Annotated in this window: 9 protein-coding genes; 4 read left to right on the top strand and 5 right to left on the bottom strand. The window is 64.2% G+C overall.

Translation table 11 applies throughout. The annotated features are described in order from the left end of the window. The first annotated feature begins 69 nt into the window (after positions 1-69). Positions 70-456, top strand: a complete 387-nt coding sequence (rbfA, locus tag QCE69_RS08345) for a 30S ribosome-binding factor RbfA (RefSeq protein ID WP_309808585.1) — start codon at positions 70-72, stop codon at positions 454-456. 3 nt (positions 457-459) lie between these two features. Then, positions 460-1,398 (top strand): tRNA pseudouridine(55) synthase TruB, encoded by a 939-nt coding sequence (gene truB / locus QCE69_RS08340; RefSeq protein WP_309930278.1) that lies wholly within the window; start codon positions 460-462, stop codon positions 1,396-1,398. Between the two features lie 65 nt (positions 1,399-1,463). On the opposite strand, the gene QCE69_RS08335 is transcribed toward truB, so the two are convergent. The 4 genes from QCE69_RS08335 to QCE69_RS08320 all read right to left on the bottom strand — a co-directional run bounded on the left by QCE69_RS08335 (position 1,464) and on the right by QCE69_RS08320 (position 6,474). Continuing rightward, positions 1,464-3,023: a DHA2 family efflux MFS transporter permease subunit gene (locus QCE69_RS08335; protein WP_309916754.1), complete on the bottom strand. Its 1,560-nt coding sequence runs from the start codon at positions 3,021-3,023 to the stop codon at positions 1,464-1,466. Positions 3,024-3,036: 13 nt separating this feature from the next. Further along, positions 3,037-4,299, bottom strand: coding sequence for an EmrA/EmrK family multidrug efflux transporter periplasmic adaptor subunit (locus QCE69_RS08330; RefSeq protein ID WP_309916751.1), 1,263 nt, complete (start codon positions 4,297-4,299; stop codon positions 3,037-3,039). 54 nt (positions 4,300-4,353) lie between these two features. Further along, on the bottom strand, positions 4,354-5,883 hold the full coding sequence (locus QCE69_RS08325) for an efflux transporter outer membrane subunit (RefSeq protein WP_309930276.1): 1,530 nt from the start codon (positions 5,881-5,883) through the stop codon (positions 4,354-4,356). A gap of 75 nt (positions 5,884-5,958) precedes the next feature. Continuing rightward, positions 5,959-6,474, bottom strand: coding sequence for a MarR family transcriptional regulator (locus QCE69_RS08320; RefSeq protein ID WP_309930274.1), 516 nt, complete (start codon positions 6,472-6,474; stop codon positions 5,959-5,961). Positions 6,475-6,833: 359 nt separating this feature from the next. Here QCE69_RS08320 and typA point away from each other — a divergent pair, with 359 nt between their 5' ends. Further along, positions 6,834-8,660, top strand: a complete 1,827-nt coding sequence (gene typA / locus QCE69_RS08315; RefSeq protein ID WP_309808573.1) for a translational GTPase TypA — start codon at positions 6,834-6,836, stop codon at positions 8,658-8,660. 134 nt (positions 8,661-8,794) lie between these two features. On the opposite strand, the gene QCE69_RS08310 is transcribed toward typA, so the two are convergent. Beyond that, positions 8,795-9,334 carry a hypothetical protein gene (locus QCE69_RS08310; RefSeq protein ID WP_309930273.1) on the bottom strand — a complete coding sequence of 180 codons (540 nt, stop codon included), beginning with the start codon at positions 9,332-9,334 and terminating at the stop codon, positions 8,795-8,797. Between the two features lie 428 nt (positions 9,335-9,762). Between QCE69_RS08310 and QCE69_RS08305 the strand changes: the two genes are divergently transcribed. Beyond that, on the top strand, positions 9,763-12,627 hold the full coding sequence (locus tag QCE69_RS08305) for a 2-oxoglutarate dehydrogenase E1 component (RefSeq protein WP_309916743.1): 2,865 nt from the start codon (positions 9,763-9,765) through the stop codon (positions 12,625-12,627). The last annotated feature ends 66 nt before the right edge of the window (positions 12,628-12,693 follow it).

The raw sequence follows: 12,693 nt of genomic DNA, 5'->3' as shown, positions 1-12,693 counted from the left end.
GGGTGGGCCTGAAGGCTCGCTCCGCCTTTTTCATTTGCAGCGGCGCGAAAGAGATACGGAAACAACATCATGGCTAAACGAAAGACCTCCGCGAACCGCAATGTGCAGATTGCGGACCAGATTCAACGCGACCTGTCGGAGCTGATGCGCGAAGTGAAGGATCCGCGCATCGGGCTCGTGACGATCCAGAGCGTCGAGCTCACGCCCGACTACGCGCATGCGAAAGTCTATTTCACGACGCTCACCGGCGATCCGCAACAGACCCAGGAAGGGCTGAATCACGCGGCCGGGCATCTGCATAACCTGCTGTTCAAGCGCCTGCACATCCACACGGTGCCGACGCTGCATTTCCATTACGACAAGACGATCGAGAAGGCGGTGGAGATGTCGCGCCTGATCGACGAAGCGAACGCGACGCGCGCGAAAGACGCCGACGACGGTCAGGAAGGCGCGTAAGCCATGAGCGGTTCGGAGAAACAGTCGCGGCCGAAGCTTCCGCGCCGCGCGCTGGATGGCGTGCTGCTGCTGGACAAGCCGCTCGGGCTCTCGAGCAACGACGCGCTGATCAAGGCGAAGCGCATCTACCTCGCGAAGAAGGCCGGCCATACGGGCACGCTTGATCCGCTCGCAACGGGTTTGCTGCCCTTGTGTTTCGGCGAGGCGACGAAGTTTTCGCAGGATCTGCTGGAAGCCGACAAGACCTACGAGGCGACCATGCGTCTGGGCGTGCGCACGACCACCGGCGACGCCGAAGGCGAGGCGGTGCAGACGCGCGACGTGACTTGCGACGCAGCGGCCGTGGTCGACGCGATGCAACGGTTTCTCGGCGACATCGTGCAGGTTCCGCCGATGTACTCGGCACTGAAGCGCGACGGCAAGCCGCTCTATGAATACGCGCGCGCGGGTCAGACCGTGGAGCGCGAGGGACGTCCGGTGACGATCCACGCGTTGCAGATGCTGGCGTGCGCGTTGCCGCTCGTGACGTTTCGCGTGACGTGCAGCAAGGGAACGTACGTGCGCACGCTTGCCGAGGACATCGGCGAGACGCTGGAGTGCGGCGCGCATCTGACGGCGTTGCGGCGCACGGGCGTCGGCGCGCTGACGCTCGAACATGCGGTCACGCTCGATGCGCTCGCCAGCCTGAGCGAAGCGCAACGCGACGAACGGCTGCAGCCGGTGGACGCGCTGCTGTCCACGTTCCCCGAGATTCGCCTCGACAGCGACGCGGCGAAGCGCTTCCTGCACGGCCAGCGTTTGCGGCTTGCGGACCTTGTCTCCATGCCGTTCGATGACGGACGCGTGCGGGTCTACACGCAGGAAGACGGCCGGCTATTGGGCGTGGCGCGCGCGGGCGAGGGCGTGCTGGCGCCGGAACGGTTGATCGTCACGGCCCAATAAAGACAAAAGCCTGGATTTTCATCCAGGCTTTTTTCATTGCAGCACCCAAAGCATCCGCAACGCGCTCAATGCGCAGCCGATGCCGCCGCCGCCGAATCCCCGCCGCCCGAGCGTTCGGGCCGCGTGATCCAGATCAGCACGATCAGCGCGATGAAGATCCCCGCCGAGATGTAGAACATGTCGTTCACCCCGAGCTGCGCGGCCTGCTGGGTCGCCATGCTGTTGAACAGGCCGTAGGTCTGTTCCTGCGAGAGCCCCATGCCGTGCAGCTGCTGCATGGAATTCGCGAAGTTCGGATTGTAGGCGTTGGCCTGTTCCGTCAGTTGCACGTGATGGACGATGGTCCGGTGCTCCCACGCCGTCGAGAAAATCGACGTGCCGATGCCGCCGCACATGATTCGCACGAAGTTCGACAGACCCGACGCCGCCGGAATGCGATGCCCCGGCAGCCCCGACAATGTGATGGACACGAGCGGAATGAAGAAGCCCGCCATCGCGATGCCCTGGATCAGCGTGGGCAAGGTCAGCGACCAGGTATCGACGCCCGTGGTGTAGCGCGAACGCATCCAGAAACACAGCGCGAACACGATGAACGCGGCCGTCGCGATGCGCCGCGGATCGGTGCGCGGCAGGAACTTGCCGGTGATCGGCGAGAGCAGCACCGCGAACACTCCGACCGGCGCCATCACGAGCCCCGCGTCGGTCGCGGTGTAGCCGATGACCGTCTGCAACCAGAGCGGCAGGAGCACCAGATTGCCGAAGTACAGCCCGTAGCCCACCGACAGCGCGATTGTCCCGCCCGAGAAGTTGCGCAGCGCGAACAGCGACAGGTCGACCACCGGATGCTCGGCCGTCAGCTCCCACACGATGAAGAACGCAAACGCGATCACCGCGACCAGCGCGAGCACGACGATCGTCGTGGAGTTGAACCAGTCGAGGTCCTTGCCCTTGTCGAGCATGACCTGCAGCGAGCCCACCCAGATCACGAGCAGCGCCAGGCCGACCGAATCGATCGGCGCCTTGCGGATCGCCGAGTCGCGGTCGCGGAAGATCGCGAAGGTCGCGCCCGCCGCGATGATCCCCACCGGGATGTTCACGTAGAAGATCCACGGCCAGGAGATGTTGTCGGAGATCCAGCCGCCGAGAATCGGCCCGGCGACCGGCGCGATGAGCGTGGTCATCGACCACATCGACAGCGCGACCGGCGCTTTCTCGCGTGGATAGCTCGCGAGCAGGAGCGTCTGCGACAGCGGGATCATCGGTCCGGCCACGGCGCCCTGCAGCACGCGTGCGGCGAGCAGGAAGGGCAGCGTCGGCGCGAGGCCGCACAGCCAGGACGCGATCACGAACAGGATGATCGAGCCGAGGAACAGCCGCACCTGGCCGATGCGCTGCGTGAGCCAGCCGGTGAGCGGCACCGAGATCGCGTTGGCGACGGCGAACGACGTGATGACCCACGTGCCCTGGTCCGACGACACGCCGAGGTCGCCCGAGATCGACGGAATCGAGACGTTCGCGATCGACGTGTCGAGCACGTTCATGAAGACCGCGAGCGACACGGCGATCGTGCCGATGACGAGCTTCGCGCCCGACAGCGGCGGATGGACGACGTTTTGCGTAGACATGACGCGCGTCCGCTTACATCAGCTTGGTGGCCGAGGCGGACTGGGTCGCCTTGCCGCGCGGCTTGCTCGACGAGGTCGACGCTGCCGCCCCTTGCGAACCCGTGCCGGTGCCCGCGTTCTGCTGGATGATGCGCGCGATTTCCTGGTCCGCTTCCGCGCCGTACTTGTCGAACACGTTGGTCTGATAGACCGTGTTCTGCGCATTGCCGAGCTGGCCGCCCTGGTCGTTCTTGATGGTCACGTCAACGTCCATCGACAGGCCGATGCGCAGCGGATGCTGCTCCAGTTCCTTCGGATCGAGTTCGATCCGCACCGGCAGGCGCTGCACGACCTTGATCCAGTTACCCGTCGCGTTCTGCGCGGGCAGCAGCGAGAACGCCGAACCCGTGCCGGCCGAGAAGCCGACCACCTTGCCATGGAACACGACGCCCGAGCCGTACAGGTCGGCCGTGAGCTCGACCGGCTGGCCGATGCGCATGTGCTTCAACTGCACTTCCTTGAAGTTCGCATCGACCCACACGGCGTTCAGCGGCACGATGGCCATCAGCGGATTGCCCGGCGAGACGCGCTGGCCGACCTGCACCGAACGCTTCGCCACATAGCCCGTCACCGGCGCCGGCAGCGTGTTGCGCGCGAAGTTGATGTACGCGTCGCGCACCTTGGCGGCGGACGCCAGCACGTTCGGATGATCGGCGATGGTCGTGTTCGCGGTCAGCGAGCGGTTCGACGCCAGTTCCTGCTGGGCCGCATCGAGCGATGCCTGCGCGCCGCGCACGGCGTCGCGCGCATGGGAGATCTCTTCCTGCGACACGGCGCCGGTCTGCGCGACCATCATGCGGCGCTTCAGGTCGTCCTGTGCGCGCTGGAGGTCCGAGCGGCGCAGCGCGATCTGCGCTTCGTACTGGTTGTTGTTGACGAAGAAGGTGCGGACCTGGCGCACGGTCTGCGCGAGGTTCGCTTCGGCCTGATCGAGCGCGACCTTCGAATCCGCCGGATCGAGCGTGACCAGCGGATCGCCGACCTTCACGGTCTGCGTGTCGTCGGCGTTCACGGAGATGACCGTGCCCACGACCTGCGGCGTGATCTGCACGACGTTGCCGTTCACGTAGGCGTCGTCGGTGCTCTCGTGGAAGCGCGCGACGAGGAAGTAGTACAGCCCGTACGCGACGGCCGCAAGGATGATGACGAGCACGATCAGCGTCATCAGCCGGCGGCGTTTGCCGTTGCCCGCTTTCTGCGCGGGCGCGGCCGCGGCGTTTTGTTGAGGGTCGCTCATGAAATGACTCCGAGTATTCCTGTTATGTCCTGATGCGTATTCTGTTTGTGCGCGTTATTGCGCCGGCGCCGTGGCCTGATTCGCTGCCTGCTGCTGCCCGCTGCCGTCGATCGCGAGATTGCTGCTGGTGGCGTCGAAGCCGCCGCCGAGCGCCTTGATCAGCGCGATCTGCAAGTCGGTGCGCTTCAGGCGCAGGTTGGTCAACGTCTGCTCGTTGGCGAGCCGGTTCGAATCAGCGTTCAGCACCTGCAACTGCGGCGAGAGTCCCGCCTTGTAGCGGATCACGGCGAGCTGATAGGCGCTCTCCGCGGCTGCGAGCGCGCGCTGGGCATCGGCGGTCTGCTTGTTGAGCGAGCGGATGGCCGAGATGTTGGTGGCGACATCGTTCATCGCGTTGATCAGCGTCTGGTTGTAGTTCGCGACATCGCCTTCGAAGTCGGCGTACCGGCCCTTCAATTGGGCGCGCAGGGCGCCGGCGTCGAAGATCGGCAGATGCACCGCCGGCCCCGCCTGGATCTGGCGGCTGCTCGATTGCAGGAAGCGGCCCCAGCCGAACGCATCGAAGCCGAAGCCGGCCGCAAGATTGATGTCCGGGAAGAACTCGGCTTTCGCTTCCTTGATGTTGTGCGTCGCGGCTTCCACCTGCCAGCGCGCGGCGACGATATCCGGGCGGCGCGCGACGAGATCGGCGGGCACGTTGTCGGGCAGGGTCACGTCCACTTTCTGATCGAGCGCGGGTTTCGCGATCTGCAGGCCGCGGTCCGGACCCTTGCCGAGCAGCGCGGCGATCTGATAGCGCACCGTCTCGATCTGGCCGTCCAGTTCCGAGAGATTCGTCTGGCTGGTCGCGACATTGCCTTCCGCGGTGCGCCGTTCGACGTTCGTATCGATGCCGGCCGCAACGCGTCCGTCGGTAATGCGACCGACATCCTGGCGGTTGGCGATCTCGCGCGCGGCGACATCGCGCAGCGCGTAGAGCAGCGCGAGCTGGTTATAGGTCCGCGCCACCGATGCCGCGAGCGTCACGCGCGCCTGCTGCATGTCGGCTTCGGCGGCCTTCTGCTGCGAGACCGCCTGATTCAGCCGTGCGCGGTTCTTGCCCCACAGGTCGAGGTCCCACGACGCGCTCGCCAGCACGTTGTTTTCGCTGAACCAGGTGCCGCCGTAGGGCGGCGGGAAGAGTGCATTGCCCGAATAGAGTTCGCGGGTCCACGAATAGGAGCCGTTGACCTTCGGATACAGCGCCGAGCGCGAGGTTTCGATGTACGAAGACGCTTTGGCAATACGCGACTGCGCCTGCGCGATGGTCGGGCTGTCGGCGAGCGCTTCGTCGATCAGCTGCGGCAGTTGCGGATCGCCGAACTGTCGGGCCCAGTCGAGCGTCGGCCACTGGCCGCCCTGGCCGGGCACGCTTTCGGTGGCCGCGAAATTGTCGGGCGTGGCGATGGTCTTGTCGCTGGAAATGCCGGCGTAGTTCGCGCAACCCGCCACCATGAAGGCGGCCGCCGCAGCCACGGCGGCGCTTCTGGCGCGGCTGAGCGGCCGGGCTCCGGAGCGAAGCGCGGACAAGGAGAGGTGTTTCATTTCCCGTCTCTCGAGATGAACATCAATAATGGACATTGCAATCATTTTGCAAGCTGGCGATCGGCAATTTGCTTGTCATCGCAAGGAACTGGAAGCGCGGTCGGTGGCGCAGGCCAGGCCGGCCACCGACGGGTCGCACGAGTTCGCGAGGATGCGCCGGAGCATGCTTTTCAGGAAGCCCGCTTCCTCGGGTGTGAAGCCGGTAAGCAGGTGATCGAGCACGCGTGTAAAGATGGCCGGCACCCGCTCGGCGGTGGCGTGGCCTTCGTCGGTCAGCGCGAGCCGCACGACGCGCCGGTCCTCCTCGCTGCGTACCCGCGACAGCAGTCCGCGCTTCTCCAGCCGGTCGATCAGACGCGTGACCGCGCTGGCGTCGATGCCGTACTCGCGGGCGATATCGGCGGCCGTCACGCACTTGCCGACCGCCAGCATGAAGAGAATGCTGGCCTGCGTGCCGGTGATGTTGAGTTCGGAAGTGGTGTGCTGCGTGACCATGTTCCACATGGTCGAGCGCACGCGGCCGATCAGATACCCGACGCTCTCGTTGAGCACGTATTCGCTGATCGCGGTGGATTTCGGGGCGTCGCTCATGAGAAAACTTGGTGCGCTTGCAATAGTTGACTAGGCAGGATTATAAGTAAGCGTCTCCCGGGCTGCAAGAATGTTTTCGGAAAAGGCTTAACAGTCGTGGGGACTTCAGGTGGCGGGGCAGCCATGCGGGCGCGGCAGGCAAACGGGCCCGGGTTGCGTCCCGGGTTGCGTCCCGGGTTGCGTCCTATTGCGAGGAAACGACATTTGTGCGTGCTATAATTTACGGTTCTCACCGCGCCGAGCCCGCGAAGTCATGCTTGCATGACGGTTCTTGAGGGGCTGCCGGGCACAGAAGTCTCGCCTATCCCTTGAACGGGATTCGGGATTCGCTCGACGGCGCACAACCAAGATACCTCTATATGACTCGCGCCCTCCGCAATATCGCCATCATTGCCCACGTCGACCACGGCAAGACCACGCTCGTCGACCAGTTGCTCCGCCAGTCGGGCACATTCCGGGAAAACCAGCAGGTCGCCGAGCGGGTCATGGACTCGAACGACATCGAAAAGGAACGCGGCATCACGATTCTGGCCAAGAATTGCGCCGTCGAATACGAAGGCACGCACATCAATATCGTCGACACGCCGGGACACGCGGACTTCGGCGGTGAAGTGGAGCGCGTGCTGTCGATGGTCGATTCCGTGCTGCTGCTGGTCGACGCCGTCGAAGGCCCGATGCCCCAGACGCGTTTCGTCACGAAGAAGGCGCTCGCGCTCGGCCTGAAGCCGATCGTCGTGATCAACAAGGTGGACCGTCCGGGCGCGCGTATCGACTGGGTGATCAACCAGACCTTCGACCTGTTCGACAAGCTCGGCGCCACCGAAGAACAGCTCGACTTCCCGGTCGTCTACGCGTCGGGCCTGAACGGCTACGCCGGCCTGGATCCGGAAGTGCGCGAAGGCACGATGCGCCCGCTGTTCGAAGCCATTCTTCAGCACGTTCCCGTCCGTCCGGCCGATCCGGACGGCCCGCTGCAACTCCAGATCACCTCGCTTGACTACAACTCGTATGTGGGCCGCATCGGCGTGGGCCGCGTGGCGCGCGGCCGCATCCGCCCCGGCATGCAGGTGGCGGTGCGTTCGGGTCCGGACGGCGCGATCCTCAACCGCAAGATCAACCAGGTGCTGTCGTTCCACGGCCTCGAGCGCGTGCAGGTCGAGGAAGCGCAGGCCGGCGACATCGTGCTGATCAACGGCATCGAGGAAATCGGCATTGGCGTGACCATCTGCTCGCCGGAACAGCCCGACGCGCTGCCGATGATCACCGTCGACGAACCCACGCTGACGATGAACTTCCTCGTGAACTCGTCGCCGCTCGCGGGCAAGGAAGGCAAGTTCGTGACGAGCCGCCAGATTCGCGACCGTCTGACGAAGGAACTGAATCACAACGTCGCGCTGCGCGTGAAGGACACCGGCGACGAAACCACGTTCGAAGTGTCGGGCCGCGGCGAACTGCACCTGACAATTCTGGTCGAGAACATGCGCCGTGAAGGCTATGAGCTCGCGGTGTCGCGTCCGCGCGTGGTGCTGCAGGAGATCGACGGCGTGAAGTGCGAGCCGTATGAAAACCTGACGGTGGATATCGAAGACCAGCATCAGGGCGGCGTGATGGAAGAGCTGGGCCGTCGCAAGGGCGAAATGCTCGACATGACGTCGGACGGCCGCGGCCGCACGCGTCTCGAGTACAAGATTTCGGCGCGCGGCCTGATCGGTTTCCAGAGCGAGTTCCTGACGCTCACGCGCGGCACGGGCCTGATGAGCCACACGTTCGATTCGTATGCGCCCGTGAAGGAAGGCTCGGTGGGCGAGCGCCGCAACGGCGTGCTGATCTCGCAGGACGACGGCGCGGCTGTCGCCTATGCACTGTGGAAGCTGCAGGATCGCGGCCGCATGTTCGTGTCGCCGGGCGATGCGCTGTATGAAGGCATGATCATCGGCATCCACAGCCGCGACAACGACCTCGTCGTGAACCCGATCAAGGGCAAGCAGCTGACCAACGTGCGCGCCTCGGGCACCGACGAAGCCGTGCGCCTCGTGCCGCCCATCTCGATGTCGCTGGAGTACGCGGTCGAATTCATCGACGATGACGAGCTGGTCGAAGTCACGCCGCAGAACATCCGTCTGCGCAAGCGTCACTTGAAGGAACACGAGCGTCGCCGCGCCAGCCGCGAAGCCAACGCTGAGTAACAGGACGCGCGTCGCGGTTTGCGGCGTGTGGCGAGTCATGAAAAACCCGGCGGTGCGTCGTGCACCGCCGGGTTTTTTTGTCTCAGGCGCGAAGCCTGGGCAATCGCTTCTTGCCTGAGCTATCGCACGGCGGGTTATTTCACCAGATCAGCAAGACCGGCAAGGGGCTGGAGAACAGTTTGCAGGACGTGTTGTCCGAAGTTCGCCACATCATGGAGCGCTGCCGTCAGCGGTCCCTGGGTTTGCTGCTCGGCGGGAGCCTGAGCCTGCGTGTCCTGCGGCTGGACGATCTGCGGTTGAACGATCTGCGGTTGAACGATCTGCGGCTGCACGATCTGCGGTGCGACCTGCTGCGCGCCCTGTGCCGCGAGAATCTGCCCCGCCCGGTCCACCGCTGCGTCCCGCATCTGGGCCACCACATTCGGGTCGTTCATCATCGACGAGAACTCGTCCGTGTTTGAGTCCGAGCCGTAGAAAGCGGTCGGCGTCAATGGATAAGGAGTCGGCGGCGCGCTGACCGACGAGGAGGACGAGGTCGAGTAGTTGCTGCCGGTGTCGGAAGACGACTGCGTGGTACTCGATCGGGTAGTGACGACCCGCGGCGCGAGAGGCGCGCCCGACATGCCCTGATAAGACTGGGACGAAGCGTTTGAAAAATTGAAGCTGGATAGCATATTCACTCCTGAAGCACATTGCGTGCGTTGGGTTGCGATCCGAAAGCGCCACGGTTCGGAATGTCCGATCCTTGCCGCGTTCCGACCCGTCGCGACGTAGTTCGCTCGGGTAATGCAGTGTGCAAAGCGTGAGGTCGGTCGCGGTGTCAATCGGATACCGCGCCGCGCGCTTCAGCGTGCGTCGAAACCCGCGGCGCGCGACGGCAAAGTGCCGCTTGCAATCCCGGTCGTCGGCATGGGACAAGCGTTTGCGGGCTTCCTGAACTTCAGAGCAATGGTGTTCTGTGCTATGCTTCTCAGATTAGCTAGTGCTATTAGGTCCTTCCAAGCAGACTTGATTCGCGCAATCCGCTAAACGGTCAGGCCGTGGCGCGGAAGGTTTTGTAACCCGCACTTCCTCGAGAAACTCGAAGAAAGGTGAGCGTAAAATGATGAAGCAATTCCAGTCGAACTCTTATCTGTTCGGCGGTAATGCTCCGTACGTCGAAGAGTTGTACGAGCAATATCTCGATAATCCTGCGTCAGTGCCCGAGACCTGGCGCGCCTATTTCGACGCGTTGCAGAACGTGCCCGCCTCCGACGGCACGGCGCACAACGACGTGGCTCACGGCCCCATCGTCGAATCCTTCGCCCAGCGCGCGAAGGCCAATGCCTTCCTGCCGCGCGAAAGCGCCAGCACCGGCGACCTCACCACTGCGCGCAAGCAGGTCTACGTCCAGTCGCTGATCGGCGCCTATCGCTTCCTCGGTTCGCAGTGGGCCAATCTCGACCCGCTCAAGCGCCGCGAGCGTCCCGCCATTCCCGAACTCGAACCCGGTTTCTACGACTTCACCGAAGCCGACATGGACCAGGTGTTCAACGCGACCAACCTGTACTTCGGTTTCGAGCAGGCTTCGCTGCGCGACATCGTCAAGGCGTTGCGCGACACGTACTGCGGCACGATCGGCGCCGAGTACATGTACATCAGCGACCCGGAACAGAAGCGCTGGTGGAAGGAAAAGCTGGAGTCCATCCGCTCCACGCCCAACTTCTCGAACGACAAGAAGAAGCACATCCTGAACCGCCTGACGGCCGCCGAAGGCCTCGAGCGCTTCCTGCACACCAAGTACGTTGGCCAGAAGCGCTTCTCGCTGGAAGGCGGCGAGAGCTTCATCGCGTCGATGGACGAAGTCGTGCGTCACGGCGGCAAGAGCGGCGTGCAGGAAATCGTCATCGCCATGGCTCACCGCGGCCGTCTGAACGTGCTGGTCAACACGCTCGGCAAGATGCCGGCGGACCTGTTCGCCGAATTCGAAGGCAAGCACGTCGATGACTTGCCGGCCGGCGACGTGAAGTACCACAAGGGCTTCTCGTCGGACGTCTCCACCGAAGGCGGCCCGGTCCACCTGTCGCTCGCATTCAACCCGTCGCACCTGGAAATCGTGAACCCGGTGGTCGAAGGTTCGGCGAAGGCCCGTATGGACCGCCGCGGCGACGACGAAGGCCTGCAGGTGCTGCCGGTGCAAGTGCACGGCGACGCCGCATTCGCCGGCCAGGGCGTCGTGATGGAAACGCTGAACCTCGCGCAGACGCGCGGCTATGGCACGCACGGCACGCTGCATATCGTCATCAACAACCAGATCGGCTTCACGACGTCGGACCCGCGCGATGCGCGCTCCACGCTGTATTGCTCGGACGTGGTCAAGATGATCGAAGCGCCGGTGCTGCACGTGAACGGCGACGACCCGGAAGCGGTCGTGCTGGCTACGCAGCTGGCCATCGACTTCCGCATGAAGTTCCACAAGGACGTGGTCGTCGACATCATCTGCTTCCGCAAGCTGGGTCACAACGAGCAGGACACGCCGGCGGTCACGCAGCCGCTGATGTACAAGACCATCGCGAAGCATCCGGGCACGCGCGCGGTCTACGCCGAGAAGCTGGTGCAGCAAGGCGTCATCACGGCAGCGGACGCGGACAACTTCGTCAAGGAATACCGCCAGGCGATGGACGAAGGCCATCACACGGTGGATCCGGTGCTCTCGAACTACAAGAGCAAGTACGCGGTGGACTGGGTGCCGTTCCTGAACCGCAAGTGGACCGACGCGGCCGACACCGCCGTGCCGCTCGCTGAACTCAAGCGTCTGGCCGAGCGCATCACGACGATTCCGGAAAACTTCAAGGTTCACCCGCTGGTCGAGCGTGTCATCAACGACCGCCGTGCCATGGGGCTCGGCGAAGCCAAGCTCGACTGGGGCATGGGCGAGCATCTCGCGTTCGCGTCGCTGGTGGCATCGGGTTACGCCGTGCGTCTGACCGGCCAGGACTCGGGCCGCGGCACCTTCACGCACCGTCACGCGGTGCTGCACGACCAGAACCGCGAGCGCTGGAACGACGGCACGTACATTCCGCTGCAGAACATCGCGGAAGGCCAGGCCAAGTTCACGGTGATCGACTCCGTGCTGTCCGAAGAAGCCGTGCTCGGCTTCGAGTATGGCTATTCGACCGCCGAGCCGAACACGTTCGTCGCGTGGGAAGCGCAGTTCGGCGACTTCGTGAACGGCGCGCAGGTCGTGATCGACCAGTTCATCTCGTCGGGCGAAGTGAAGTGGGGCCGTGTCTCGGGCCTCACGATGCTGCTGCCGCACGGCTATGAAGGCCAGGGTCCGGAGCACTCGTCGGCGCGTATCGAGCGCTTCCTGCAACTGTGCGCGGACCACAACATGCAAGTGGTCCAGCCCACGACGCCGGCACAGATCTTCCACTTGCTGCGCCGTCAGATGATCCGCCTGTTCCGCAAGCCGCTGATCATCGCCACGCCGAAGTCGCTGCTGCGTCACAAGGAAGCGGTGTCGGACCTGTCGGAACTGGCGAAGGGTTCGTTCCAGCCGGTCATCGGCGAAGTGGACGAGAGCATCGAGCCGAAGAAGGTCAAGCGCGTGGTCTGCTGCTCGGGCCGCGTGTATTACGACATCGTCGCGCATCGCCGTGAAGCGAAGGCGAACGACGTCGCGATCGTCCGGATCGAACAGCTGTATCCGTTCGCGCACAAGCAGTTCGACGCGGAACTCAAGAAGTACGAGAACGCGACGGAAGTCGTGTGGGTGCAGGACGAGCCGCAGAACCAGGGCGCCTGGTTCTACATCGAGCACCATCTGCGCGAAGGCATGCGCGAAGGCATGAAGCTCGCCTACAGCGGCCGTCCGGCTTCGGCCTCGCCCGCGGTCGGCTACTACGCGAAGCACTACGAGCAGCAGAAGGCGCTCGTGGAAGGCGCGTTCGGCCGCCTGAAGGGCGCGCAGGTCATCGCGAAGTAAGCATCGCTTGAAGGAACCGGCTGAGCGCACGCTCGCCGGTTCTTCGCTCGAACACACACGAACACG

The sequence above is a fragment of the Caballeronia sp. LZ032 genome, from assembly GCF_031451315.1.
Classification (GTDB): Bacteria; Pseudomonadota; Gammaproteobacteria; order Burkholderiales; family Burkholderiaceae; genus Caballeronia.
The sequence above is the reverse complement of the archived record's forward strand: the minus strand, read 5'-3'. Positions and strand labels throughout refer to the sequence as shown.